Raw genomic sequence first — 25,467 nt, forward strand, 5'->3', positions numbered from 1 at the left:
CCGAACGCTGTCGAAGGGATTCTGGGGACGGATTGGACCGACCCTGAAGAGGGTAAACGGGGTCGTGCCTTCGTCCCTGACCAAGATCATCAGCGTCCTTGACCCCCGCACCGGCGACGCCGTGACGCGCGTGCCCATCGCCGAGCCGTCGGACTGTGACGAGGCGATCCGGCGCGCCGCGGACACCGCCGACGGCTGGGCCCGCACCGCGCCGGCCGAACGGGCCGCCGCCATCGCCGCCGCCGCGGACGATGTCCGCGCCGCGGCCGAAGAACTCGCCGAACTGAACGAGCGGGAGACGGGAAAACTGCGTGACGACGCCCGTGGTGGCGTGGACGCGGGAGTCGGCACCCTGTTGCAGTACGCGCAGCTGGGCCCGCTGCACCGTGGGCACACCCTGCAGGGCGGCTGGTCGGCCACGGATCTGATGGTTCCCCAGCCGCGTGGCGTGGTCGCGATACTGACGCCGTGGAACGATCCCGTTGCGGTGGCCGCCGGGCTGCTCGGCGCGGCGCTCGTGACCGGAAACACGGTGGTCCACAAGCCCAGTGAGCGCTGTCCGCAGACGGGCCGGCGGTTCGCCGAGCTGCTGGCCGCCCGGTTGCCCGACGGCGTGCTGGAGATCGTCGACGGCGACGGGACGGTCGGCGCCCGATTGGCCGAGTCGGAGCGCGTCGACGTGGTCGCGCACGTCGGCAGCAGCGCGACCGGTCGCGCGATCGCGCGCGCCTGTGCGGAACGCGGCGCCAAGGCGCTGCTGGAAAACGGCGGCAACGATGCGCTGATCGTGGACGCCGACGTGGACCCGCGGTGGGCGGCAGGCCAGGTCGCGCTGGGCGCCTTCGCCAACGCGGGACAGATCTGCGTGTCGGTGGAACGCGTGTACGTCGTGCGGGCGATCGCCGAGGCATTCGTCGACGCGCTGGTCGACGAGGCGACGTCGCGAGCCGATCGGATCGGACCGCTGGTCGACGAGCGCCACCGCGAGCATGTGCACGCCCATGTCGAGGACGCGAGGCGGTGTGGTGCCCACGTGCTGGCCGGCGGCGAACCCCGCCCGGGACCGGGCTCGTTCTATCCGCCGACGGTGCTGACTGACTGCACGCCTGACATGCTGGTGATGCGCGAGGAAACGTTCGGTCCGATCGCGCCGGTGCGCATGGTGCGCGACTTCGACGAGGCCCTGGTCGAGGCCGCCGAGGACCGCTACGGCCTCGCCGCGACCGTGCTGACCGGCGACATGGCGCACGCACAGGAGGCCTGGCGCAGCCTCCCGGTCGGCACCGTGAAGATCAACAGCGTGTTCGGCGGTGCCCCCGGCGGGGCATCCGAGCCCCGCAGGGCCAGCGGCACCGGCTTCGGCTTCGGCCCCGAGCTGCTCGACGAGATGACCGCGACGAAGGTGGTGCACTTATCGCCCCTGCCGTCACGCGATGCCGGAGCTTGAGAAACACGTTGCCAGTTGGACTTTCGCGAACCATGGCGCCGCCCCGCTCACGACGCGCGCTCGAGGTCGAGCAGGACGCGCTTAGCGGCGGGGCCGCCGCGGTAGGCGCCCGCGGTCCCATCGGAACGGACTACCCGATGGCACGGCACGAAGATCGGGATCGGGTTGGTGGCGCAGGCGGTTCCGACGGAGCGCACGGCCTTGGGAGAGCCGGACAGTCGCGCCAGCGTGGCATAGCTGGCGGTCGCCCCGTAGCCGACGCCGGCGTTGAGCTGTTCCAGCACGGTGCGTCGAAACCCTTGCGACAGCGACCAATCCAGAGCGACGTCAAAGCGCCGGCGCCGGCCGGCGAAGTATTCGTCGAGCTGTCGCACGATCGGATCCAGCCGGGTGGGCGCTTCGAGCACCCGCGGGCTGATGCGCTCCGAGAGGTTCTGCAGCACGGTGTCGTGGTCCTCGTTGCCGAACGCCACTCGCAGCAGCCCGGCGGCGGTGGCTGCCAATAGCAGCGGGCCGACAACGGAATCGACTGTGCGGTATCCGATGTCGAGGAGGTCGCCGGCTAGGGCATCTCTCTCCAGCCGGGCGTGCAGGTGCTGGAGGCGATCCTGGCCGACGGGGAAGTGCCGGGTGAGGTCAGGTGTGGTCATCGGTGATTCCTTCTGCTGTCGCTACGGGGTAGGTGCGTCGGAGGGTGGCGATCCCGTCGGCCGCGGCGCGCCGCGCGGCGGCAACGCTGCTCTGGAGAATCACCGCGATCTCGGCATAGGGCAGGCCGGCCAGATAGTGGTAGGCCACGGCCTGGCGCTGCTTGGGTGGCAGCGCGCCCACGGCGGCGTCCAGGTCCAGATCGTGGGCATCGGCGCGCGCGGGTGCGGCGGCATCGGGTGGATCGGCGACCGGGACGGCCCGTCGTGACGCCGCGCGGGTGACGTCGATGGCTTTGCGGTGCGCGATCGTCACCAGCCACGCTTCGATGTTGGCGTCGGCCGGCAGTTGCGGATAGGCCTTCAACGCGGCCAGGAACGTGTCCGACCAGGCGTCATCGGCATCCGCGTGGCCGACCACGGCGCGAACCACCCGCCACACCGTGGCGCCGTGGTGTGTCACGACGGCCTCAAACGGCGGTTTGACGTGTTTGTCGACAATCACTGTGACGTCATCGATACGCTCGGGTTGGCATTCGAGTTCCTTTCCAGAAGGTAAACGACCCTCACCGGGAAGACGCCAGCGCGTCGTGGAATGTGAGAAGCGCAGACGCGACGGTCAAACCCGCGCACTACTACCCGGAACCCCTGAGCAGAACTACTCAAAATTGGATCTCACGCTTGCCGCCCGCCGATCGTTTACCGGGAAAGGAGGTGCAACGATGCCAACACGACACACGGTGGTCGATGGCCCACTCGGGAACCTGACGCTGACCGCCGACGGCGACGCCCTGACGGGCGTGTATTTCAGGCACCACTGGCATAGGCCCACGGTTGAGCGATTGGGCCGATACGTCGAACCGGTCAGCGACGCGCTGTTGCGTCACGCGGGTGGGCAGCTGCACGAGTACCTGATCGGAGAGCGCACGCGCTTCGATGTGCCCATTGCCCTGATCGGCGAGCCGGGGCAGCGCCGCATCTGGGACCTGTTGGGGGAGATTCCCTACGGTGAGGTCACCACCTACGGGGATCTCGCCGCGAAACTGGCCGACGGCACCACCGCGTACGAAGTCGGGCAGGCGGTGGGGCGCAACCCACTCAGCATCGTCGTCCCCTGTCACCGCGTCGTCGGAAAGCGCGGCGCGCTAACCGGTTACGCGGGGGGCCTGAAGCGCAAACGATTTCTCCTTGATCTGGAAGCGCCGATGCCCGCCGCGGCGGGCAGACTGTTCTGATGGCGTCGAAATGGGACCGGCTCGTGAACGCTGCGGACTGGGACATAATCACCGCCGACATGAATGATGTTGGCGGGGCGCTGCTTCCGCGGCTGCTCACGGCCGCCGAGTGCGCAACGTTGCGTGATCTCTACTCCGACGACGGCTTGTTTCGTGCCACCGTCGACATGGCCCGCCATCGCTACGGGCAAGGCGAATACCGCTATTTCACCAGGCCCTATCCGCGGCCCATCGAGGAGCTGAAGCACGCGCTTTACCCTCGGTTACTGACGATCGCCCGCGACTGGTGGACCAAGCTGCGCCGCGATCCTCCCTGGCCCGACAGCCTCGATGAGTGGCTCGAGCTGTGCCATCGCGCCGGCCAGACCAAACCCACCGCCCTGATGCTGAAGTATGGGCCGGGCGACTGGAACGCCCTGCACCGAGACCTCTACGGGGACTTGGTGTTTCCCCTGCAGGTCGTGATCAACCTCAGCGAACCGGGCGCGACGCACACCGGCGGCGAATTCCTGCTCGTCGAGCAACGGCCCCGAGCGCAGTCGCGCGGTACGGCCACCACGCTCCCGCAGGGACACGGCTACGTCTTCACCACGCGGGAACGGCCGGTCCGCTCGACCCGGGGATGGTCGGCCGCCCCGGTGCGCCACGGGGTCTCCGTCGTGCGTTCCGGCCAGCGCTACACCCTAGGCCTGATCTTTCACGACGCCGCCTAAAGCGGTTTCACGTGGTGCGGCACCATGGTGTCCATGGAGCTCTACGACGTCATGCGGTCCACCCCCGCCGTGCGCGAATTCACCGACGACCCGCTTCCCGATGACGTCATTGCCCGGATCCTCGACAACGCCCGCTTCGCGCCGACCGGCGGCAATCGCCAGGGTGTGCGCGTTATTGTCGTGCGCGACAAGGAAACCCGGTCAACCCTGGCGGACCTCGCACTTCCCGGTGCCCGCCGGTACACCGCGCAGGTCGCCTACGGTGAGGCGCCGTGGAACCCGTTGCGGCCGCCGGGCATGGACGGGTCGACCATCGAGGAAACCGAGCCGCCCGCCGGGATGTCCGCTCCGTTTCGGGAAGCGCCGGTGGTGTTGGTCATCTGCCTGGACCTCGGCGTCGTCGCCGCCATCGATCAAGACCTGGATCGCTTGTCGGTGGTCTCGGGAGCCTCGGTGTACCCGTTCGTGTGGAACGTCCTACTGGCCGCGCGCAATGAAGGCTACGGCGGCGTGTTGACCACGATGGTGGTGGCGCAGGAGCCACACGTCAAAGAGCTGCTTGGTGTGCCCGACCCGTACGCCATCGCGGCGGTGGTGCCGCTCGGCAAACCCGTGCGCCAGGTGACGAAGCTGCGCCGACGGGCGGTCGCCGAGTTCGCCACGTCCGAGCGCTTCGACGGGGCACCTTTCAGCGGCTAGCGCGGCCGGCAAAGGTGATCGCATCCGGACGGCCGCCGTAGCGCCGCGAAGGAGAGACGCCACGAATCGCCACGTGACGAAATATTGTCGGCTACCGGCCCATGAGGGCAAGCGCTCGGCGAGGGAAAACCAGGCCCGCGACGAGCTATGGAATATTGTTCCTATCACCGCTACGTTTCGCGGTTGCGTTCGCCTTTTGGGGGCACGCGGGCGTGCCCGCGTTCGGGCGCTCGTAAAGCACGGAAGGAACGGCCGTAGACCCATGACAGAGCTGGTTACCGGGAAGACGCTCCCGAATGTCGTTGTCACCGGCATTGCCATGTCGACCGCACTGGCGACCGATGCGGAGACCACCTGGAAGCTGTTGCTGGATGGCCAGAGCGGCATCCGCACCCTCGACGATTCGTTCGTCGATCACTATGACCTTCCGGTCCGTATCGGCGGGCACCTGCTGGAGGAATTCGACGACGGATTAACACGCGCCGAGCGGCACCGGATGGGCTACCTGCAGCGGATGTCCACCATTTTGAGCCGCCGGGTGTGGGAGAACGCCGGCTCGCCCGAGGTCGATCCCAACCGCCTGATGGTCTCCATCGGCACCGGCCTAGGGTCGGCCGAGCAAATCGTCTTCAGCTACGACGATCTGCGCGCGCGTGGGATGAAGGCGGTCTCTCCGCTTGCTGTGCAGAAGTACATGCCCAACGGTGCCGCCGCGGCGGTCGGGCTGGAGAGGCACGCGAGGGCCGGCGTGCTCACGCCGGTGTCGGCGTGCGCGTCGGGTTCGGAGGGCATCGCCCAGGCGTGGCGCAACGTCGTGTTCGGTGAGGCCGACATCGCCATCTGCGGGGGCGTCGAGGTCAAGATCGAGGCGGTCGCGATCGCGGCGTTCGCTCAGATGCGCATCGTGATGTCGACTAAGAACGACGACCCCGAAGGTGCCTGTCGGCCGTTCGACAAGGACCGCACCGGGTTCGTGTTCGGTGAGGCCGGCGCGCTGATGGTGATCGAGACCGAAGAGCACGCCAAGGCCCGCGGCGCGAACATCCTGGCGCGGCTGATGGGGGCCAGCATCACCTCCGACGGCTACCACATGGTGGCCCCGGATCCCAACGGTGAGCGCGCCGGACACGCCATGAGCCGCGCCATCCAGCTGGCCGGGCTGACCCCGGGCGATATCGGCCATGTCAACGCCCACGCCACCGGCACCTCGGTGGGTGACCTGGCCGAAGGCAAAGCGATCAACAACGCGCTGGGCCCCCACGGCGGCAACGCGGCCGTCTACGCCCCCAAGGCCGCGCTGGGCCACTCGGTGGGCGCGGTCGGCGCGGTGGAGTCGATCCTGACCGTGCTGGCGTTGCGCAACCAGGTGGTGCCCCCGACACTGAACCTGCAAAATCTCGACCCAGAAATCGATCTGGATGTGGTGGCAGGCAAACCGCGCCCCGGTGACTACCGCTACGCGATCAACAACTCGTTCGGATTCGGCGGGCACAACGTCGCCATGGCCTTCGGCCGTTACTGAGCGCCTGGCCGACAGTTCCTGCGCCACAGCGGGATTCGTAAACCTGACGTCTTGCGGCGCAGGTATCTTTCTCAGTGGCGCAGGGCTGTGCCCGTCATCTAAGGATCCGAATCGGGAGCACTGACAAGAGGATCGGACATCCTGTGACCGTTGGTGGAGACGTGTTGGGTCCAGCGTGTTCCGTCCCACCAACGGCACTCGAATCGCCGCGTTGGATCGGGGTGCCAGGTTGCGGGCGTCGGCGGTGGTTCGGCTTTGCGAATGACGACGGGTTCGACGTCGCCGTTGGTGGGCGCTGGCTCGAGTAGCGGCACACCATGACCCAGTCGGAACGCGCCGTAGAGATCGAATTTGCGTTGCCTCTTGATCATTTCGATCTCCTGGACGGCAAGCGATCCGGTGAGCGTGCAACTTCCGGACTGGATTTCTGTCAGCCGGCCCTGCTGTACCGCGGCGATCACCCCGGTGATGTTCAAGGCGATTTCCAGCCCAATCTCAATGGTCGCGAGACGTTTGTCGTCAACGTACAAGTCGACGTGGGGATGGTGGCTGGAGGCGATCTTGTGTGTTGTCAGCGCAATAAGTTCTTTGGCGTGCGGGTCGTCGCGGGTACGGCGGGCGGCGTTTTTGAGCGCGTCGTACTTCTTCCATCCTGCCGCAGCGACGTCGGCCAAGTTGGCGGACATGAATCCTGACGTCGCGCTGGCGATTTCGTGCCTGGCAGCGCCGATGAGACTCTGCGGGCAAAGGCCAATATTCGTGCCGTACTCACTCATCAGCTGAGCCAGGGCGACCACCGGTTCGCCAGGGCCCTCATCGAAGAGGAGGTCTCGCACGGTTGCGGTCGCAGTGAGCGGTTTAGTCGTCTCATCAAGTGGTGTCGCCACTGTGCACCTCGCTGATCGTTTGAGTACCGGGATCGGCCTGGACTTGCAGTCTTAGGGCGTGGGTGACCTCACCCTGCGCGGGCGTCTCCACGGTGGACACGAGCGCAAGGCGGCTGGTAGGCGAGACGGTCGCGTAGACGTGCGGCGTCGGTGCCGGTCGCGGCTTGCGCCAGTGGCGGTAAGCCATGACGCCCAGGACGCCGAGGGTTGCCAACACCAGCCAGCCTGCAATTCCCCACGACTTCTGTTGTGGCTGTGATGGCGGCGGAGGTGGTGGCGGCGGGGTTGTCTCCGGAATCGTCGACGGGACGGGGCCGGTCGCGATGACGGTGAAGCCGACGGTTGCGATCGTCGACCCGGTCGCACAGGAGGCACCCACGATGTGGCTGCTCACCTGCGCGTTGGCCGGAACGACAATATAGGTGTCGAGGTGCCCCGACGCGTCGGTGGACGACTTGGCGAGCGGTTGGTCGTCCCACAACAGCTGCACAATTCTAGAGTCGGCGCAGTCAAAGCGATCGCCGGTGACATGCACGTGGTCTCCGCGTAATCCTCGGGCCGGCGTCAGCACGATGGCGGCAGGCACAGCAACTCCGACGGTGTCTTCGGTGACCCTGAAGGGCTGACTGGCGGTGATGTCGGGGTGGTTGCGGCACGATGCCACCACCGTGTGCTGGCCTATCGACGCGTCCGGGGGAACCGTCAGCGGTATCGAGAACATGTCCGAAGGGCCGTCGGCCAGTGGCGTTTTGCCGTCCCACAGCAGTGTCACGCGGTCGTCGCTGCAGGCGAATCCAGTGCCGGACGCGGTCACCTGTGAGCCAGGCGTCCCCTGCCCCTCGCCGAGCTTCAGGTTGGGCGTCACGGTTGGTTGGACCCTGAACGGGGCCGAAGCGGTTGCGCCTCCGCACGACGCCGTCACGATGTGCGCATCGGACGGCGAGGCGTTATCCGGCACCTCGAAGGTGACCGTTGAAACATCGCCTCCAGCAATACGAGTCGGCAGCGGGCCACCGTCCCAGCGCCAGTTCATCGTCTGCGACACATTCGATCCGCCTCCGGTGCAGGCGTCGAAATTCTTGGCTGAAGCGGTGACTTGCGCACCAGGCGCGCCCGATTCAGGGTTGAGCGTCAGGCTGGGCTTTTCGGTAACGGTGAAGGTGGCTGAGCCCTTGACGTCGGTAAATCCTTCACACGATGCGGTCAATTGGTACGTGCCGGGCGCCGCATCCTCAGGAACAGTGAATGCGACGGCGACCGGGCCGGAATCGGCGCTCCGAGTCGCTTGGCCGAAGCGCCATACAAACGAAATCTGCCACGCAGCAACGGCTGTGCGTAATTGTTCACACGCCTGCGCTGGTGTCGCCGTGGCGGTGAAAGTCGTTCCCGGGGATCCCCGCGCGGTTGAGAGAGTGAGGTCCAAATGTCTCTCAACCGCGGGCGGGTATGGGGAAGGCGCGGGGCTACTGGGCGATGGCGCGGGGCCACTGGGTGCCGGTGCGGGCGCGCTGCGCGACGGTGCAGGACTGCCGGAGGCAGAAGGGGATGGGGGCGGAGGGTCGGCGAGGGCGACCCCGCCGGCAAAAGTCGTGAACGAAAGTACGCATCCCGCCACCAGGACCACTGCGCTACCGCGCCGCGCGCGATCGGACCGCCGCCTCACCGAGTGGTGAGCGACTAGATCAGGCGCTTCTCGGTGTCTCCGCACACCGGGTCTGACTGGTGCCACGGTGGCAGCATCACGCCGTTCGCGTTGCCTGTCATGAGTAGTCGGCTACTCGGATTCGGCACGATCGAAGCGGACGTGTGTTGGCCTGCGAGGGCTTTAGACCGTCGGTGCGGTGGCAGTCCGGAAACGGTATCGCCCGATACCCGCACGCTGAGCCCGGCAAGTCGAGTAGACGACTACGCTATCCGCCGCCTCGGGAGGCTCGGGAGGATTCGAACGCAGCAATCAGCCCGACCAGAACCGAAGAGAACATCATGAGCATCATAAAGAACCACAAAGAGTCGATCACCGCCGCACTCGGTGCGGCCGCCGCCGCAGCGGCACCGGCAATGCTTTTCGTCGGTGTGGGAACCGCGCATGCGCAAGGCACAATCTGGAACACCGCCGACTACTTGGGCACAACGGTGTTTGTCGCGTCCGACGGACAGACCTACGGCCAGTGCACCTACAACGCCTTTCCAATGGTCGGCCCCGGTATTCCGCCCGGACCTCGCAACTTCATTTTGGAACCCAACGGACCCCCTGCGCAGCTGTGGTTCCCGGGCGTCAAGTTGAACACGACGTGGCAGGTGACTGTGCACTGTGACAATGGTCCTGATATCACGACCGATACCGTCTACTAGAGGAGATTTGAGCATCTCCGGGCATGGACTCTAGAGAACATCGATCGAGAAATCGATCTGGACGTGGTGCAGGCAAGCCGCGCCCCGGCGACGTAAGCGCCGTCGCTAACCGAGCGTGTGCCGGAGCGACCAACGGCGGCTGTCTGTGGCCGACAGTCAGTCAAGCCTGGTGGCGATATCTCACGTGGGTCGATGCGGACGCTTGGGCGTGGGCTTCTAAGGTTTGTGGGCTGTAACCGAGCGTTCGGCGAGGATCGCGATCGGCGTGGTCTGTGTCAGTTCATTGAGGGTGCCTAACCGTGCCTCCAAGGCGGCGAGAACGGGCCGCAGGTAGCTGCGGAGATGCGCCGGCCCGAGATGTCTGCCGGGCGTTTAGCCGCGAAATACCCAGGGCGAGTTGCGATGTGCTGCGGTCTGGCTGTTGTAGTTGCTTGCGGCCAGGCCGCGAACCGGTTCATCAAGCGGTGGCGGGAGATGGATCGGTAGGCCAGCCAGATCGATGGTGACCGCGTCGGCCGTGATCGCTATTTGATCTCAGGTGAGGGCGGCGACGTCTTCGGCGCGTTGGGTGAAGACGATGATCAGGATCGCGGCGAGACGGTCGCGCGGATGCAGTGTCTGCTGGTGTGCGACCTGTTCGATGACGGCTTTCTGTTGTGCGATCGGCATCCTCGGTGCAGTGCCGCGGCGATGCGGGGTCACTTCCAGATTCGAGGGGATGAGTTTGGCTTTGATGGCCCATCGAATGAACCGCAGGATGTGCTCGCGGGTGGTCGGCCCGCGCAGATCCGCTGAGAATTTCACCCAATCATCAAGGGGTGCGAGTCTTTTCATCTAATGCAACTCGCTACCGTTAATTGGTAACGGTGCGTGCTCGAGGAGTGCGAGTTCAGGGCCATGACACGTTGGCATCCGCCGACCCATCGCGGCCAGGCGTCGTCCTGATCGGCAAACTGCAAATGGCGTCTCGATCCAGCGCGAGTCGCCCTAGCGTCGTCTTAGCGCGGTGCTGCTTGGGCGGCTATGACAAGGTCGAGTGCGCTAAGGACACCGGGGTTGGCCGCGCACACTGCTGGGATGGCGTTCAGTACCCGGGCGGCAGTGGCGGTTGAGCCGGGTAGCTCGCCACCGTTGAGGGCAAAGTCGAGTTGAACCGGGGGGCTGCCATCGACGGTAATTCGGGTGAGCCGTCGAGTTGGGCTGTCGGCTGCTATCTGTGGTTGCCAGTCTTCGACTGCTTCATCGGGCATCGACCAGATCGATGAGTAGTGCAAGCGCTGCTGGCCATCGACGATGCCGTCGAACCGCATCCGCACGCTGGCAATTGTTCCGGCGGGGATCTCGCCGTTGTCGAAGCGATAGTCGCGATCTGCCATTGCGGTGTCTCGGTGCTCGTGGACTTCATCCAGCTGTAGACCCAGGCCTTGAGCGAGAAGCCGCAGGGGCGGGGTGACAACGGGGACCATGAATCCAGCGCGATAGATTTCGGCATCTTGCTCAGCGGTTCGACCGAAGCCAAGCATGGCAAAGAAGCCCGGCACGCGATAAGCCCCGCATGGAATGCGTTCCTCAATCGAGACCTTTGTCGGCAGTTCGGTCATGCTCGCCGCATGCACTGCGAGGATATCGGTGGCGAAGCCCGGTGCGATTCCGGTGGCGAGTAGGGAGCTGTTGCCTTGTCGGCAAGCAGCTTCCAGCTTGTCCCGTGAGGCGTCGTCGAGAGTTGGGGGGTGGAACAACGCGTGATAGGACGGCGTCACGACGTTCTTTCCGCTCGCCAGCATTGCCGACACCTGGTCGACAACTTCGCTACTGTCGCGGCCGGACACGGCAGCGAAGTAACTGACGCAGTCGGCGTCGAGGGCAAGTAAGTCATCGAGGCTGTCTGTAGCGATCACCCCGGCGGCAGGCAGGTCGACCAGTTCGCCGGAATCCCTGCCGACCTTGTCAGGGCTGTGAACGAGTTGACCGACCAACTTCAACCGTGGCGATCTGAGGATCTGCCGCAGCGCGATAGACCCGGTGTAGCCGGTCCCGACGTGCGCTATCCGATACCGATGTCCCATATCTACACCGCTCCCGGGCGACGGTTTGCTGAGCATCCAGAACCCTACGCCGGCTGGACTGCGAGAATGGCCATTCGGAGCTGTTTCGACGCGGTCCTAGGCACCACCTGTGCAACTGTCGCGTAATGCTACGGTGCTGGCAAACCGCAACCGGGAAGGTCTGATGGGCGCCGCGGAGAACCTCGAAGTTCATACCCGCTGCACTGCGGACGAGGATCGCCACGATCTAACTCACCATGGCGACTACTTGCATGACGACATCGTGGTTTATCAGCCTGGCGCTGAGCCGGTCGTTGGTATCGAGGCTTACCGCGAGTTTATGCAGGCAGCGTACGTGGGCCTGCCAGACTTTCATGTCGTGCTCGATGACCAGTTCGCCACGGATAACCGGGTTGTATGCAGGTGGCGAATCAGTGGAACACACAGCGCTCATTCATTCGGCTTCCCCGCGACCGGCAAGTATGTCGAATTCGCCGGCGTATCAGTATGGGAGTTCGAGGACGGCAAGGCCCGCCGCGGCTGGATCTACTCCGACCTGCCGTCAATCATGACGCAGCTCGGAAGCAGCGCGAGCTGAGGCCGTCGGCCAGCCGCTAGTGTCTGTGGGCTGTCGCCCAGTGTCTCGGCGAGGATCGCGATGGGTGTGGGTCTGTGCTTTAACTGGTAACGGTGCGTGTTCAATAGGTGCGAGTTGCCGCAGGGGAGCGGTGCTTTCAGCGCGAGCGTCAGCTGTGCGATGCAGTCGCCGCAGTGAACTGCTCCACTAGCGTCGAGAGGTCGTAATAATCGCGCCAGCGCGTGATCCGACCTTCAGAATCAACGTCGAAGACGCCCACAACTTCCATGCCTACCGACTTGCCGGCGATCTCACAATTGTCGACTCGCTCGGTCAAGACGGTGCCTCCACTCGTTGCGAGATTCTTGATGTCGACCGTGGTGTTCGGAACCATCTCCAACTGCGACCGCAATTCCGATCTGATGGCGTTGATGCCCCTGTGGACACCTCGTGGACCGTCGATGTATACCGCCTCGTCATCAAAGAAGCCGATCACCTCGTCTACGTCCGACGCTGGAAAGCAGGCGAAGAATTTCCGAATCACCGATTCTGCTGAATCTGTCACTGCTATCCCTTTGACCTGGGTGTTTGACGTTCTGACGTACGGAGCCTAGAACACGCAGCGCAAACACGTCGTCCCTTTGGCTGGTCGGAGCAGAACCGGTATATACCTCAAGCTCTACGACGAATGGGGGCGCATGGCTTCGACATCAAACCTTCAGGTCATCCTTGACCTCTACGCAAGTTTCGCCACCGGTGACGCGGAGGCGATGTCCCGGCCTTTCAACGATGAGTCGGTCTGGGTCGAACCCGGAAACACGACCCGCAGCGGCGTCTTCCGAGGCCAGCAGGCGATCATGGGCCACGCCATGAGCTGCATGGAGCTCACCGGCGGAACCTGGGGCACCGAAGTGCAGGAGATCCTGGGCGGCGACCGTTATGTAATCGCGGTCGAGCGGGCGCTGGGCCAACGGAACGGCGCATCGCTGGACACATGCTGTGCAACACGGTTTACGAAATGGCAAACGGCGTAATCGTGGAAATGCGGGTCTTGCCGTTCGACAACGCTGCGTGGCAAGACTTCTGGTCGTAGGGTTGTGCGGCATTTTCATCACCTAACGAATAAGGCTTCCTCGGTATGCAACACGGTCTACCGGCCGAGCCGGACCACGGAGCCTCGACGCCTCTCACGGCGTATGCCCGCACGCAGTGCGGCTTCCGGAAAGCCACAGCGCCACAGGCGATTACGTCACAGTGACGAATATATCCCTGTGCGCGCCCGGACGAAGGGACGTGGTGCGGCAATGCTGCAAGCATTTTTCAGCGCCGCGCCACGCCGAGCAGGCGCACGTCCGTTCGGGAAGCGAGTCCCGAAATCAGCACTGTGACGTGCTCCGAATCGGCGGCCAACCCGATCGCGCGCGCCGAGAAATCCTGGCGTGAAAGGGGTGCAAGTTCTTTCACTTAATGCAACTCGCTACCTTTTGTGCCGATAAGCGACATTATGTCAGGTAAAGTATCCCGAGTTGCGCTGTACACCAAAGGTTTTGGTAGTTGAAGACAAGCGATGCGATAGCGCAGGGCTTACAGATCCAAGACGATGCGCAGGGCCGCATCAACGCGGCGCATCTCGTCGAAGCTGAGGAACCCGACGCTCGGCGACCTCGACCGGGTCCTGCTCGGCGTATCCCTCGCAGGGCACGCGTTCGTCGCGGTCCATTGGCACGGCGACGGGCACGTCGACGCGGCGAGCCAGCAGTACTCGCTCGCGCTGGGTGATTAGTACGTCGCGGACCAGGCAGGCATATTCCAATGGCGACCACAGCTCGGGTGCGATCCGCCGAGCCAGCCTCGTTCGTGCGGTGGTGGTAAGCAGCCCGGCAAGTTCGGCAACGCCAACCCGGATATCGTCGCCAGCCCGTGTCGCGGCGGCCAGGTCATAGGCGTACCCGCACTCCTCGCACCGTTCCATCACCGCAGTTTATGGACAAGTCAGCCCGGCGGATCTAACGAGGATCGGGGCCTTTGGTCGCCGCACAGACTGCGTACGTGAGAATCGCCGGGGGGCCTGGGCAGACCCGTCTCCCGACACCGCCTGCACAGCGTGAACTGGTCTGGTCAACGATAATGAGGCAGTGGACGATCGGGCTGAATCGGCCTTGGCGTGGGAACTGGCTGATGCGATCAGCCCCCTGCTGGCCGTTGCGGACCGCGACCGGCTTTACGCCGCCCTCGGGTCCGGAGATTCATACAGCGCAATTGATGCAGTGCTGCAAAACGTGGCGCACCACCGGTTTCCCTTACCTACCGAGCTGATAACCGAACTCGCTGAGTGGCTCACCGCCTACGCGCACAGCGACGAGGCGCCGCGCCTTCACAGACTGCTCCGCACCATCAGATCTTTGCACTGATGTGTTTTTGCTGGGCAACCAACATCGCTGTCGCACATGCCGTTTGCCCGCGGGACGAACCGGATTCTGCCGCGGCGTCGACCGCAGGTCGCTAGTACCTGACACGACACCGGAAAAGCCTTTTCCCGGCAGGTTCGATTGCGACAAATACGCCGCGGCCCGACGCAGCACCTCGTTCTCCTGCTCGAGCAGTTTTATCCGTCGACGGGCCTCCCGCAGCTCCGACGACTCGCTGGTGGTCGTGCCCGGCTTGGCGCCATCATCGAATGTCGGCCTGGCGCATCCACTTCGACAACGTGATCGGATGCACCCCGAAATCAGCGGCGATCTGCTCGATCGTCACACCGTCCTCGCGGCTCCGAGCGACCCGGACAACATCGTCACGAAAACTCCTTGGGATACGGCCGTGCCATGGTGACATCCTCTCAGCCCGCCCACGCTGGGCAAGCGATCTCGGTTGTCACCTATTCGTGCAGCAGACCCCATCTTTCTCGCAAGCGTTGTCTAGCCGCCATGCCTGTAGCATGCAGTGACGGCACGAGGATCAACTCATCACTGACCATCAGCTGCCAAGACTAGGGTCGGTCGACGTCGGGAGCCTCGCTGGCACGTGCCGCTCCCCCACCGATGGACAGACGCGGCACGTCGCGGACGGCGGCACATAGCCATTGCCTCGGAAGGCGATCGGGGCCGCCAAGCCGGCCAAGCCAGCGCGGGCGCGATGCGGCAGACCCGGATCAGTCGTAGATGACGGCAAGTCCTTGGCGCTTGAGGTCGGCCAAGCGGTTTCGCATGGCCTGAAGCTGTTCTGGTGAATGCCCCACCCAGTCGGTGATCTCGCCAACTATTCGCACAGGCTCTCGGGTGCGGTAGGAGCGGGTCGGGTTCCCGGGAAACTTCTTGTCCGTCACGTTCGGGTCGTCCTCGAGCGCGCCTTCCGATTCCACGATGTAGATCCGACCCGGGCTGTCTCCTTGGGCGAGCTCAGCTGCCCATACCGCGGCATCCAATGTCCGCGTCACATAGACGTGCTTCATGACGCGGCCCGACTCGAAGTTCGATTGGCGCCCTGGCATCAGCAGATCGCCCACCGCGAGGTCGGCTTTCGTGCCATGAAGCAGCACACCCGGCTTGTGCTCTTCAAAAGGTACCGGCGTGCTGGCCACAAGATCTCCCCGTCCGTTGCAATGCATGGTCGCACGATTGTGCAGCAGGTCAGGGGGCCTTGCCGCAAGCCCCCCTCTCGGCTCCTATTGCGTTGTGCGCTAATAGTTTACGCACTACAGGTCCGGCGCGATTCGCATGGCCGCGTCAACAGGGCGCATCTCGTCGACGCTGAGACAATCCGCTGGTGCCGAGCCGGCAGGGATCGACCGCCGCGGTTTGTTCGGCGAGCACCGTCAGTGTTGCCCGAGGTGCGGTGAACCGACTGTCACGAGCTGACGGTGGCGCCAGGGTGTTTTCGCAGTCAACCCAGCAGTATCCGACGCTCGGACGAAATGCCACCACCGGCACACCCCCATAGACTGCACGTCAGACAGGAGCGCGAGTGCGAGCATCCGACGCAAACGGTGATTTTGGAGGAACAACACAAACATGGCGCAGCAACCGAGTGGCCCGACGAAGACACGGACGCGCTCCGAAGACATCCGGGCGCACTACGACGTCTCCGACGACTTCTTCGCGCTGTTCCAGGACCCCAGCCGCACTTATAGCTGCGCATTCTTCGAGCCGCCGGATCTCACCCTCGAAGAGGCTCAGTTCGCCAAGATCGACCTGCACCTGGACAAGCTGGACCTCAAGGCGGGGATGACGCTGCTGGACATCGGCTGCGGTTGGGGTACCACAATGAAGCGGGCCGTCGAAAGATTCGATGTCAACGTCATCGGCTTAACGCTGTCCCACAACCAGCATGCCCGCTGTGAGCAGGTCCTCGGCGCCATCGACAGCAGCCGGTCCCGCCAGGTTCGGTTGCAGAACTGGGAAGACTTTTTCGAGCCCGTCGATCGGATCGTGTCGATCGAGGCCTTCGAGCACTTCGGGCACGAGAACTACGACGACTTCTTCAAGCGGTGCTTCGACATCATGCCCGCCGACGGCCGGATGACCATCCAGAGCAACGTCAGCTACCACCCTCACGATTTCGCCGCCCGCCGCAAGAAGCTGACCTTCGAGACGATGCGGTTCATCAAGTTCATGATCACTGAGATCTTCCCTGGTGCGCGGCTGCCGTCCACCGCGATGATGGTCGAACATGCCGAGAAGGCGGGTTTTACTGTGCTAGAACCCGTTTCGCTGCGTCAGCACTACATCAGGACGCTGCACCTGTGGGGTGACACCCTGGAGTCCAACAGGCAGAAGGCCATCGAGGTCACTTCCGAAGAGGTCTACAACCGGTATGTGAAGTACCTGCGCGGTTGCGAGCATTACTTCTCCGACGAGATGCTGGACTGCCTCGTGCTGAGCTACCTCAAGCCGGGGGCTGTCACGTAATCTTTGGCCGGCGGTCGGATTGCCGGCTACACGGCTCATCCGGGCGCAGCACTGGATACCCCAGAGCCCAAGGCGCCGGGAAGTGACCGCGGTCATTCCAAAATCCTAATACCGCCGGTACTGCATACTTTATGATCGTTGGGTGGCTTATCAGACCGTGGTGGTCGGGACGGACGGCTCCGACTCGTCGCTGCGTGCGGTGGAACGCGCAGGCACCATTGCCGCAGAGTCGGACGCGAGGTTGATTGTCGCTACGGCGTACTTACCCCACAAGGAGGATCCCCACGGGGTCGACCTTCTCAAGGACGAGAGTTACTTGGTGAGCGGCGACGCCCCGGTCTATGCGATCCTTCGCACGGCCCGCGACCGGGCCAAGGCCGTCGGCGCCAAAGACATAGACGAGCGGGCAATCGTCGGTGCGCCCGTCAAGGTGTTGGTGGAGCTGGCCGAGGACGTCGACGCCGACCTGCTGGTCGTGGGCGACGTGGGACTGAACACCCTCGCCGACCGCGTGTTGGGGTCGGTGCCCACCGCTGTTTCCCGCCGGGCCAACACCGACGTGCTGATCGTGCACACCACCGGCTGATCGGTGACCATTGAGCCCGAGCGCGCGAAGCAATGGGGCGAACGCCGGCACTGGGTTGGTCTGTGAATCCGCTGCTTGCCGATTCACGCGCATTGCCGCTGTCACCGCGAGGGATTGTCTGCGCGCCCGACGCTTTCGGCTATGCCGGTGTGGGCTGTCCCTGCCGCAGACGGTTTAGCTCGACGGTGGGTCCGCGATAGTGCGGTCTACGAGTTCTTGGGCGATCTGGCGCACAGGGGTGTTGCGGTCTTGGGAGAGCCGGGTGAGCAGCTCAAAGGCACGCACCGCATCGACGTGAAACCGCTCCATGATGATGCCTTTGGCTTGGCCGATGACATCGCGGCTAGTCAGCGCCGACGTGAACTGGTGTTCTCGGTTGGCGGAAATGATCAAGGCGGCCGCGTGGGTGGCCAACATGGCGCCGATCGTTTCGACCTCGGGATCGAAAGTTCCGGTGCTGCGACTGAACAGATTCAGCGCCCCAGAACCCTTGGAGTACGTGTAGAGCTGATACGACACCACACCACCCACCCCGGCCTCAGCGGCCGCAGCGCCAAACCGCGGCCAGCGCGGATCATTTCCGACGTCGGGGCTGCGGATCACCGCGTCCACGGCCGCGGCCTCCACGCATGGGCCTTCCTCCAATTCGCATTGCGTGGTGTCGAGTTCGATCATGATCGGCGCGGTGGGCTTCAGCGAGCGAAATTCTCCGTCCTCGATCAACAACACGTCGGCGTAATCCACGCCCTGCATCAACGCCACCGCGGCGGCGGTCACCCGGCCCAACGCCTCGTCGACCGCGTTCTCGCCTGCAAAGCTGGCGGCCAATTCCCGCATCGTCGAACGCAGCACATCGTCATAGCTGGCGGTGCCGTCCATCAGCGCCTCCTTTCGGGGCAGCCCAGAACTCGGCGCCGAACCAATAGTTGTTACGGCCGTTATACCCATAAAGCGTTGGGGCAACCGGACACCATGACAGCAGTGATCACCGGTGTTCAGATAGGCGCCGCTTCCACACACGCAGCGTTCAAGGCAGGGTGATCGCCGGCTTAAGGCCGGCTGGGAACTGCCCACACAGAGGCCCTAGCTTGCACCCGGTGGTCAGTGCGACGAGGCAGGAGTGACCGTTGCCGGCGCGTAGCGCCTTGCGGTGCTCGGGCACCCGCCCGGGTTCGCGGGACTGCGGGATTCGTTCATCGAGTTGGGGTGTCGGGCAGTTTCGTCGCGGCAAGGGCCGTTGCAGCCTGCCACGGAATTGGCCTGAATAGACGCCGGCGTGGCGGGTATTCCGGCAATGCCGTTTAGCCGATAGGTGTCGTTAAAGGGAGTGCCACGTGATCAACTGTGGCGTCATGTCGGATGCGCGGATATTTGATGTCGCCAAGGGCGTGTTGATTGCGACGCGCGGGTGCGGATTGGATGAGGCGTTGGCAGAACTGGTCGGCGTCGCCGAAGGCGATCAGGTAGGCGTGTTCGCGGTGGCTCGGGCATTGGTGTCCTTGGCGACGCCCGGCGTCACCCAGGAACGCGATGCCGCCGCGGTGGACGCCGCCACGAAGGCGTGGGGCCACTTGTTCGCCGTTCACCGCTGAGATCTTGTCGTTAGATGCCGGATCGTTATCCCTCTTTGGCTAGTCCGCCGCCCGGACAAGGCACCGCGGCTGAGCTCGACATGTTGGCCACCCTCAACGAACGAGTCCTGCGCCACCTGGCCAAAGACGACTCCCCCTCCGAAGACGAGCCCTCATAGCGGGTGGCCACCAGGACCAGTCGCGAGTTCAGCTGTTCGGAATCGGTTGATCGTCGGATGATCAGGACGGACGGTCCAGATTCAGCAATTCGATCGCAGTGCTGATGCCCGTCTCGAGCACCTCGTCGGACAGAGCCGGGTCAGTGACAGCGCGGGCGAGTTGCAGGCTGCCCACAATGAGCGTGAACAATCCGGTCGCCCTCTTTCGGCCGGCCGCCGGGTCTCGTGGCGAAAGTTGCGATGCCACTGCATCGATGATGGATTGCACGCCCGAGGTGTACGAGCCGCGGATTTCTTCGTCGCAACGGCCTATCTCGTCCAGCAGCGCCGCCGATGGACAACCGCTCGCCGGTTGGTCGCGATGACTAGGCGAAAGATATTCGCGGATGAACTGCTCGATTGCCGCCCCGCCGGGCAGGAGCGCCTTCATCGTGGCGGCTTGAAGTGCCAGTTGGTCCGCTACCACGTTCGCGACGAGGTCGTTCTTCGATTTGAAGTGCGCGTAGAAGGCGCCGTTCGTTAGCCCGGCGTCCGACATCAATGCCGCGATGCCTGATCCGTCGATGCCGTCGCGCTTCAGACGGCGTCCCGCGCTGTCGACGATCCGGCGCCGCGTCTCGCTCTTGTGCGAGCTGTCGTACCTGGCCACAGCAATCTCCTTTCCGGGACCGCGTCTTGACTCAGCCTAGCATATTGGCTTACAGTCGTAATATTATGATCGGCAGGCAATGAGAAGCGGCACGTACGGCCGCGTGACGGTTCAGTCCGTCGGCCAGTGCGGTGGCGGCGGTCTCGGGCTCCCCTATCGGGTGCGGTTGCACCCGGGTCGTCGTGCCGGCGCGATGGATTGTGATCTCGGCGCTGCGGGGCGTCATCAATCCCCTCTTCGACGCCCGTCTGGCCCGCGATCCGAGCAATCTCAACGTGCTTGCCGTACTCGACAGGCCTAACCGAAATGGCTGAACATTCCCTCCGCGTCCTGCGCGGACATGACACCGGAAGAGATGGCATGACCACCTGGAAAGACACGCCCACACGCAAGATTCGGGCCAACGGAGTCGAGTTCGCCTACCGCGAACTCGGACCCGACACAGGCGTCCCGGTGGTCTTTCTGCACCACCTGACCGCAGTTCTCGACGACTGGGATCCACGGGTCATCGACGGGATCGCCGCGCACCGCCGCGTCATCGCGTTCGACAACCGGGGCGTCGGCGCGACGAGTTCCAAGGTGCCCACGAACATCGACCAGATGGGCGCGGACGCGATCGCGTTCATTCGGGCGCTCGGCTTGACCCAGGTCGACCTGCTGGGATTCTCACTCGGTGGCGGCGTGGCTCAGATGGTCGCCCTGCAGGCACCAGACCTGGTGCGACGCATGATCCTCGCCGGCACCGGTCCGCGCGGCGGCGGAGGCATCGAGCAGATCACCAAGATCTTCGTCATCGCCTACGTGAAAGCCGCTCTCACGCTGAGCGATCCCAGGAACTTCCTCTTCTTCCCTCGCACCTCGGAAGGCAAGCGCGCCGCCTCCGACTACTTCCGCCGCCTCAAGGAGCGCACGCAGGACCGCGACAAGCCCATATCGGTTCAAGCGCGCGTCGCGCAATTGAGAGCAATCCGAGCGGTCGGACTCAGCGCTCCCGACGACCTGTCGAAGATCGACCAGCCGGTCCTGGTGGCCAACGGCGACCACGACCTGATGGTCGACAGCGGTCTGTCCGCCGACATCGCACGACGAATTCCCAACGCGGAACTGAAGATCTACCCGCGATCGGGACACGGCGGAGTCTTCCAGCACCACGAGATGTTCGTCGCCGACGTACTGCGCTTTCTCGGTGACGACTCGACCCGCCACGACAAAGGGAGTGTTCGATGAATAACGCCAACTACAACGATGAGCTGATCCTGTCCTACCGTGATGCTCCGGCACGCACGGTCAGTGCCGGAGGCGTGAACTTCGCGTATCGGGAACTGGGCCCCAAGGGGGGTGTGCCGGTGGTGTTCTTCGTCCACCTTGCGGCAGTTCTCGACAACTGGGATCCCCGCATCATCGATCCCATCGCCGCACACCATCACGTCATCGCGTTCGACAATCGTGGTGTGGGTGCCTCAAGTGGCGAGGTGCCGCTCAGCGTCGAGGCCATGGCCGACGACGCCTACACGTTCATCACTGCCCTCGGCCACCGCAAGATCGACATCTTCTCGTTCTCGCTCGGCGGGATGGTCGCCCAGGCGCTCGTGCTCAAACACCCCGAACTCGTCCGCAAGCTGATCCTCACCGGCACCGGACCCGCCGGCGGGAAGGGGATCGACAAGGTCGCCGGGGTCACGTACTACGACATGATTCGCGCCACTCTCACGCGCCAAGATCCCAAGGAGTTTCTCTTCTTCAATCGCGACGAAATTGGTCGACGCGCAGGCCGTGAGTTCGTCCAGCGGCTCGAGGAACGTACAGCGGATCGCGATACCCCGATAAAGATCAAAGCCCTTCAGCGGCAACTCAAGGCGATCAAGAAATGGGGACGCTCGACACCAGCCGACTTATCGAAAATCAGCCAGCCGACCCTCATCGCCAACGGCGACCACGACCGGATGGTGCCGACTCCCCTGTCAGAGGACATGCATCGGAGAATCCCCGGCTCGCAGCTCATCATTTACCCGAACTCCGGCCACGGCGGAATCTTCCAGTACCACGCCGACTTCGCGCAGAAGGCGGTCGCGTTTTTGGCCGACTGAACCGCTCCCGGGTCGATCGACAGCGCGCAGCCGATCAGTGTTGCGCAACCACGACGCACATCGATCGATCGGTGGTTGCAAACCCTCGGTAACACCGATCAACCGATAGATACGCCGCTTGACTGACATCGGGACAAAGGATGGATCATGAGCGAGACAACAGAGATGATGCTGGCGATTAGACGCGTCACCGTGACTAGTGACCACTCGTTCGATGGCGTCGTGGCCGCCGTCTACGCCGGCCTCGGCCGCATCAGCAATTTTGGTGCCGCCCTGGCAGATTGGCTCAGCGCAGCCGACCGCGAGTCGTTCGACGCCGCCGTGCGACCACTCACAGGTCCCAGCGGGCTGATCGAGTTTCTCAGCCTCGACCATGGCGCGGCCGTGACCGTTCGCTATCCCGACCGTGGCTATCGACTGCTGCGGATCATCGCGGGTAACCCTGTCACCATGAGCAAGATGACGGTGACGACGCCCGATGCCGGCTCGTACGCGCCCGTGACCATTCTGGTCGCAGAACGGCCACACGGTGTCACGCTGTCCTACGACCGCGTCGCCAGTGCTATAGCGCCCTACGGTAGTGCCGAGGCATCCGCGGTGGCCGAGACCCTTGACGACGCGGTGCTGACGCTTTTGCACGACGCCGCTGGCTAGCGCCCACGGAGATCGACAGAGGCGTGACACAAGCCCGCTTCTGAGGCTTGGCAGGCGAGTTCATTCGATGGTGGATACAGGTGCGGACCAAGTGGTGAACTACCTAAGGATTGACCGCCTCCACCGGTCCAGCTGAACCGGGCGACTACGCCTCACCGCCCTGCCCGGTTCAGCGACTGCGTTGTGCTACAAGGTATTTGAGTGTCAATCGCATGCAGCTACCTCTACTGTCGGCTGCATATTCGCAGCAATCTCGAGTTCAAAATAGTTCGCGCAGCGAGCCACACCTCGACGCCTACCTCTCCGAGGGAACAACCCGCAGCACAGTCCGAAACTTCATCCAGTGGCGCAGTCTCAGAGCAGTCGAGCTTCAGTGCACACTCGCCTCTAGGTACAACGATATTGCCCGTTGAGCACACAATTCGATGGTGGCGAGTAGGTACCGGTCAGCACGCCTCTTAGCCCACCTGTGGCTGAACCACCGGGCGCAATGACGCGATTCCAATTCGCGGGGGTGAGAACAAAGTGGGTGCCCGATTGGGTAATGGTGCTATTCCACGTGTGCGAGACGGATTGCCCCACCGGCATGTCGAATTCAAGCTTCCAATCGCTTAGCGGCACCATGCTCGAGTTGGTGATGGCGAAGTTGGCGATGAAACCGGTCTGCCACGTATGTTCCACCGACAACGTCGCCGTGGCCGCAGCCGCATGCGCTACCGGGGTGATAGCGAGTCCGAGGATGGCAACCATCAATGCCGCCACGGTTACGTGAAGTGCTGTGCGCCAGCGCTTCACGTAATTATCCAGTGCGGCCATAGCAGCCAACACTAACGTCAAGCAGGCGATATCGGCCCTCGCATCGCGGGTAAGCTGCAGTACCTTTGCGAAACTGAAACCGTCATGAAATTTTAGCCTCGATCCGCCCCGAAACATGTATCGGCCCGGCCGGCACGCGAACTTGCGGACGGGGAAGGCCAGAACGTCAGCCTCATCAGGGGCGAGGAGCCATTCAGCCGCCAGCAAACTCGGGCACCACCCCTAGCTCGGTGTCGATTTGTCGTCGATGTGAAGCTCCGCCAAAAGTGTAGGGAAAATCCTGATTCGTCGAGGTTCTACACGCCGCTAGCGTCGAGCTGCCAGAAGTGTGATGGCGCCCAGCTGAAGGAAGCCGACCACCGCGTCCTGTTCTACGAAAACATCGAGGGCGGGCACGGCGGTGCCTCCAACAACGCCCAGGCCGCGTTCCTCAACGCGCTGATTTACGAATTCCTGCACAAAGAGCTCGACGGCGATGGCGCGAGGAGCTGAATCCGACGGGGCGCGAGCTTCCGCGAGGAGGCGAGAGCTGAGAGAAATGACGCGACCTGGTTTTGGTACAGCCGACTCTCAACCTGTGTGGGCCCGAAGTGTTCTCGCGCCGTGGTGGGTGAGCTGGCTCGTGCGCACCGCGCTGCCGATCACCGTAGACACAGCGGCTGGCGCACCGGCGTAGGGGCGCTGCGACGGGCATGACGCCGCCAGGTTTGGCATGATTGCCGCTATGACCAAGAGAATCGAGCACGTCGTCCGCCGGTGAACAAGATGACCGGCCCAACCGCAGCCGCATCCTCTCTCACCCTCTTCGATCACGCCCTTCGGCTGCACCGCCAATACCCGGACTCGTCTTTGCCTCTCGACGGATGTCCCTACCCCGACGAGTGGCGCCACCGCCGCCGGTCGGCAATGCAATCGAACGATCGGCGACGGCGCGGCGCGGATATCGCCGCGCTTCTTGACACCCACTTCGCCCAATCAAGCGCAGCCCCTGGTGATCTCGCTGACGTCTTGCACGGCCCGGATATGCCGTACCGCCACAACTCACACATCGCTGCCGCCGCGCTGCGTGCCGACAGAGAACGCGCGCTCGAGGTAGGGCGATGGCTGGTTCGACACGGCACTGACCGCTGCGCCGTGGGCGTCGGTCTTGCGCTACTCGCCGAGGACTGGGCGCCCGAGGACATCCCGCTGATTCAGACGATCGGCCTCCTGTCGCGCCACTTCGGCGCGCTCGCCGCGCATGCCCTGAGACGCCGTCGCGGCGGCGAGGCCGCATTACTGTGGCTCGGTGCGCGGGTGACGAACTGGGGCCGCGTCCACGTTGTCGAAGGCCTATGCCAGAGTCCGTCGTGGGGCGCCCGTTCGTGGCTACTGCGCCACTCGTGCGACGGGCCGTCGCTGGCTGGCTACTACGCCGGCAAGGTGGCTGCCGCGGCTCACTTGCACGAGGCGATTACGCACACTGTCGTCGACGATGAACTCGTTGATCACACTTGCCTGCTCATGAACATCATGGCGACGTGTGCGGGCATGGGCATCACACTGTCGGACTACCCGCCGGGCCCTTGCGTGCTGGCGGCCCTCGCCGACCACCGCAGCCAGCAGCGGCCGACGGCAGCCAGGTACATCGACACAGCCGTCCTTACCGACCGGCTGGCGTCGATGACACTGGAGGAACTGGGACTCAACGGCGATCAGCGAGGCGAACTCGTCCGCAGATTCCTCGCGGTGCTCAACCGCGACGACTGGTGCACGATCGTCCGCGACAACATCGACCTCTCCGATCCCTGGCAGGCTCAGTTCGAACGGTTGGTGGCCCCCCGAATGCCGCTTCGAGCCTTCGCGAACACCGCCTCAGCGACCTGACCAAGCGTTGTGGCGAGGGGGCCAACAGCCG

Annotated in this window: 30 protein-coding genes; 18 read left to right on the forward strand and 12 right to left on the reverse strand. The window is 64.1% G+C overall.

All coding sequences use genetic code 11. The features are described from left to right. Positions 1-88 precede the first annotated feature (88 nt). On the forward strand, positions 89-1,447 hold the full coding sequence (locus A5764_RS16035; RefSeq protein ID WP_067114558.1) for an aldehyde dehydrogenase: 1,359 nt from the start codon (positions 89-91) through the stop codon (positions 1,445-1,447). A gap of 47 nt (positions 1,448-1,494) precedes the next feature. Here A5764_RS16035 and A5764_RS16040 read toward each other — a convergent pair whose 3' ends face one another. Further along, the gene (locus A5764_RS16040) at positions 1,495-2,097 is read right to left on the reverse strand and encodes a methylated-DNA--[protein]-cysteine S-methyltransferase (protein ID WP_067114489.1); all 603 of its coding nucleotides are present in this window, start codon (positions 2,095-2,097) and stop codon (positions 1,495-1,497) included. Further along, the gene (locus A5764_RS16045; protein WP_231989722.1) at positions 2,084-2,599 is read right to left on the reverse strand and encodes an RNA polymerase sigma factor; all 516 of its coding nucleotides are present in this window, start codon (positions 2,597-2,599) and stop codon (positions 2,084-2,086) included. The genes A5764_RS16040 and A5764_RS16045 overlap by 14 nt, the downstream gene beginning before the upstream one ends. Before the next feature lie 217 nt (positions 2,600-2,816). On the opposite strand from A5764_RS16045, the gene A5764_RS16050 reads away from it, so the two are divergent. From A5764_RS16050 to kasB, 4 genes are all read left to right on the forward strand, one after another. After that, positions 2,817-3,329 (forward strand): methylated-DNA--[protein]-cysteine S-methyltransferase, encoded by a 513-nt coding sequence (locus A5764_RS16050; RefSeq protein WP_067114490.1) that lies wholly within the window; start codon positions 2,817-2,819, stop codon positions 3,327-3,329. Continuing rightward, the gene (locus A5764_RS16055) at positions 3,329-4,042 is read left to right on the forward strand and encodes a 2OG-Fe(II) oxygenase (RefSeq protein WP_067114491.1); all 714 of its coding nucleotides are present in this window, start codon (positions 3,329-3,331) and stop codon (positions 4,040-4,042) included. The genes A5764_RS16050 and A5764_RS16055 overlap by 1 nt, the downstream gene beginning before the upstream one ends. A gap of 33 nt (positions 4,043-4,075) precedes the next feature. Beyond that, complete coding sequence (locus A5764_RS16060; protein WP_067114560.1) at positions 4,076-4,741, forward strand: nitroreductase family protein; 666 nt, start codon at positions 4,076-4,078, stop codon at positions 4,739-4,741. A 262-nt stretch (positions 4,742-5,003) separates the two neighbouring features. After that, positions 5,004-6,263, forward strand: a complete 1,260-nt coding sequence (kasB, locus tag A5764_RS16065) for a 3-oxoacyl-ACP synthase KasB (RefSeq protein WP_067114492.1) — start codon at positions 5,004-5,006, stop codon at positions 6,261-6,263. Between the two features lie 98 nt (positions 6,264-6,361). Here kasB and A5764_RS28385 read toward each other — a convergent pair whose 3' ends face one another. Next, entirely contained in the window at positions 6,362-7,150 is a 789-nt protein-coding gene (locus A5764_RS28385) for a DUF2510 domain-containing protein (RefSeq protein ID WP_156664706.1), read from the reverse strand. Continuing rightward, complete coding sequence (locus tag A5764_RS16075) at positions 7,134-8,015, reverse strand: hypothetical protein (protein ID WP_156664707.1); 882 nt, start codon at positions 8,013-8,015, stop codon at positions 7,134-7,136. The genes A5764_RS28385 and A5764_RS16075 overlap by 17 nt, the downstream gene beginning before the upstream one ends. 1,118 nt (positions 8,016-9,133) lie before the next feature. On the opposite strand from A5764_RS16075, the gene A5764_RS16080 reads away from it, so the two are divergent. Beyond that, positions 9,134-9,502 carry a hypothetical protein gene (locus tag A5764_RS16080; RefSeq protein ID WP_082951723.1) on the forward strand — a complete coding sequence of 123 codons (369 nt, stop codon included), beginning with the start codon at positions 9,134-9,136 and terminating at the stop codon, positions 9,500-9,502. Positions 9,503-10,036: 534 nt separating this feature from the next. Here the strand turns inward: A5764_RS16080 and A5764_RS29425 are convergent. Both A5764_RS29425 and A5764_RS16090 read right to left on the reverse strand, forming a co-directional pair. Beyond that, positions 10,037-10,306 (reverse strand): hypothetical protein, encoded by a 270-nt coding sequence (locus A5764_RS29425; protein WP_231989723.1) that lies wholly within the window; start codon positions 10,304-10,306, stop codon positions 10,037-10,039. Positions 10,307-10,500: 194 nt separating this feature from the next. Continuing rightward, positions 10,501-11,604, reverse strand: a complete 1,104-nt coding sequence (locus tag A5764_RS16090) for a hypothetical protein (protein ID WP_156664708.1) — start codon at positions 11,602-11,604, stop codon at positions 10,501-10,503. Between the two features lie 73 nt (positions 11,605-11,677). Here A5764_RS16090 and A5764_RS16095 point away from each other — a divergent pair, with 73 nt between their 5' ends. Further along, positions 11,678-12,145, forward strand: coding sequence for an ester cyclase (locus A5764_RS16095; protein WP_156664709.1), 468 nt, complete (start codon positions 11,678-11,680; stop codon positions 12,143-12,145). A 148-nt stretch (positions 12,146-12,293) separates the two neighbouring features. On the opposite strand, the gene A5764_RS16100 is transcribed toward A5764_RS16095, so the two are convergent. Next, positions 12,294-12,689 (reverse strand): limonene-1,2-epoxide hydrolase family protein, encoded by a 396-nt coding sequence (locus A5764_RS16100; RefSeq protein WP_197501470.1) that lies wholly within the window; start codon positions 12,687-12,689, stop codon positions 12,294-12,296. A gap of 133 nt (positions 12,690-12,822) precedes the next feature. Here A5764_RS16100 and A5764_RS16105 point away from each other — a divergent pair, with 133 nt between their 5' ends. After that, positions 12,823-13,158, forward strand: a complete 336-nt coding sequence (locus tag A5764_RS16105; protein ID WP_067114498.1) for a nuclear transport factor 2 family protein — start codon at positions 12,823-12,825, stop codon at positions 13,156-13,158. A gap of 581 nt (positions 13,159-13,739) precedes the next feature. On the opposite strand, the gene A5764_RS28890 is transcribed toward A5764_RS16105, so the two are convergent. Continuing rightward, positions 13,740-14,096, reverse strand: a complete 357-nt coding sequence (locus A5764_RS28890; RefSeq protein WP_197501472.1) for a hypothetical protein — start codon at positions 14,094-14,096, stop codon at positions 13,740-13,742. 163 nt (positions 14,097-14,259) lie between these two features. Here A5764_RS28890 and A5764_RS16115 point away from each other — a divergent pair, with 163 nt between their 5' ends. Next, positions 14,260-14,535, forward strand: coding sequence for a hypothetical protein (locus tag A5764_RS16115; protein ID WP_067114500.1), 276 nt, complete (start codon positions 14,260-14,262; stop codon positions 14,533-14,535). Positions 14,536-15,272: 737 nt separating this feature from the next. On the opposite strand, the gene arr is transcribed toward A5764_RS16115, so the two are convergent. Then, positions 15,273-15,728 (reverse strand): NAD(+)--rifampin ADP-ribosyltransferase, encoded by a 456-nt coding sequence (arr, locus tag A5764_RS16125; protein WP_197501475.1) that lies wholly within the window; start codon positions 15,726-15,728, stop codon positions 15,273-15,275. Between the two features lie 403 nt (positions 15,729-16,131). On the opposite strand from arr, the gene mmaA4 reads away from it, so the two are divergent. Together mmaA4 and A5764_RS16135 are read left to right on the forward strand one after the other, a co-directional pair. Further along, the gene (gene mmaA4 / locus A5764_RS16130) at positions 16,132-17,028 is read left to right on the forward strand and encodes a hydroxymycolate synthase MmaA4 (protein ID WP_067114502.1); all 897 of its coding nucleotides are present in this window, start codon (positions 16,132-16,134) and stop codon (positions 17,026-17,028) included. A 142-nt stretch (positions 17,029-17,170) separates the two neighbouring features. Next, entirely contained in the window at positions 17,171-17,614 is a 444-nt protein-coding gene (locus A5764_RS16135) for a universal stress protein (protein WP_067114503.1), read from the forward strand. 174 nt (positions 17,615-17,788) lie between these two features. Here A5764_RS16135 and A5764_RS16140 read toward each other — a convergent pair whose 3' ends face one another. Further along, positions 17,789-18,493: an ANTAR domain-containing protein gene (locus tag A5764_RS16140; RefSeq protein WP_067114504.1), complete on the reverse strand. Its 705-nt coding sequence runs from the start codon at positions 18,491-18,493 to the stop codon at positions 17,789-17,791. A 455-nt stretch (positions 18,494-18,948) separates the two neighbouring features. Here A5764_RS16140 and A5764_RS16145 point away from each other — a divergent pair, with 455 nt between their 5' ends. Together A5764_RS16145 and A5764_RS29705 are read left to right on the forward strand one after the other, a co-directional pair. Beyond that, positions 18,949-19,206, forward strand: a complete 258-nt coding sequence (locus A5764_RS16145; protein WP_082951725.1) for an ANTAR domain-containing protein — start codon at positions 18,949-18,951, stop codon at positions 19,204-19,206. Between the two features lie 35 nt (positions 19,207-19,241). Then, the gene (locus tag A5764_RS29705; RefSeq protein WP_255361090.1) at positions 19,242-19,364 is read left to right on the forward strand and encodes a hypothetical protein; all 123 of its coding nucleotides are present in this window, start codon (positions 19,242-19,244) and stop codon (positions 19,362-19,364) included. A gap of 61 nt (positions 19,365-19,425) precedes the next feature. Here A5764_RS29705 and A5764_RS16150 read toward each other — a convergent pair whose 3' ends face one another. After that, entirely contained in the window at positions 19,426-20,013 is a 588-nt protein-coding gene (locus A5764_RS16150) for a TetR/AcrR family transcriptional regulator (RefSeq protein WP_067114505.1), read from the reverse strand. A 360-nt stretch (positions 20,014-20,373) separates the two neighbouring features. Between A5764_RS16150 and A5764_RS16155 the strand changes: the two genes are divergently transcribed. The 3 genes from A5764_RS16155 (at position 20,374) to A5764_RS16165 (ending at position 22,754) form a co-directional block, all read left to right on the forward strand. After that, positions 20,374-21,240 carry an alpha/beta fold hydrolase gene (locus A5764_RS16155; protein ID WP_067114506.1) on the forward strand — a complete coding sequence of 289 codons (867 nt, stop codon included), beginning with the start codon at positions 20,374-20,376 and terminating at the stop codon, positions 21,238-21,240. Next, complete coding sequence (locus A5764_RS16160) at positions 21,237-22,100, forward strand: alpha/beta fold hydrolase (protein WP_067114507.1); 864 nt, start codon at positions 21,237-21,239, stop codon at positions 22,098-22,100. Before A5764_RS16155 ends, A5764_RS16160 begins: the two co-directional genes overlap by 4 nt. Before the next feature lie 147 nt (positions 22,101-22,247). Then, on the forward strand, positions 22,248-22,754 hold the full coding sequence (locus A5764_RS16165) for a DUF302 domain-containing protein (protein WP_082951726.1): 507 nt from the start codon (positions 22,248-22,250) through the stop codon (positions 22,752-22,754). 387 nt (positions 22,755-23,141) lie between these two features. Here A5764_RS16165 and A5764_RS27610 read toward each other — a convergent pair whose 3' ends face one another. After that, a complete protein-coding gene (locus tag A5764_RS27610) occupies positions 23,142-23,570 on the reverse strand; it encodes a cellulose-binding domain-containing protein (protein ID WP_082951743.1) in 429 nt (142 codons plus the stop codon). A 249-nt stretch (positions 23,571-23,819) separates the two neighbouring features. Here A5764_RS27610 and A5764_RS16175 point away from each other — a divergent pair, with 249 nt between their 5' ends. Continuing rightward, positions 23,820-24,062 carry a hypothetical protein gene (locus A5764_RS16175; protein WP_067114508.1) on the forward strand — a complete coding sequence of 81 codons (243 nt, stop codon included), beginning with the start codon at positions 23,820-23,822 and terminating at the stop codon, positions 24,060-24,062. A 642-nt stretch (positions 24,063-24,704) separates the two neighbouring features. Next, entirely contained in the window at positions 24,705-25,436 is a 732-nt protein-coding gene (locus A5764_RS16180; RefSeq protein WP_197501478.1) for a hypothetical protein, read from the forward strand. The last annotated feature ends 31 nt before the right edge of the window (positions 25,437-25,467 follow it).

Source organism: Mycobacterium sp. 852002-51057_SCH5723018, from assembly GCF_001667035.1.
Taxonomy (GTDB): domain Bacteria; phylum Actinomycetota; class Actinomycetes; order Mycobacteriales; family Mycobacteriaceae; genus Mycobacterium.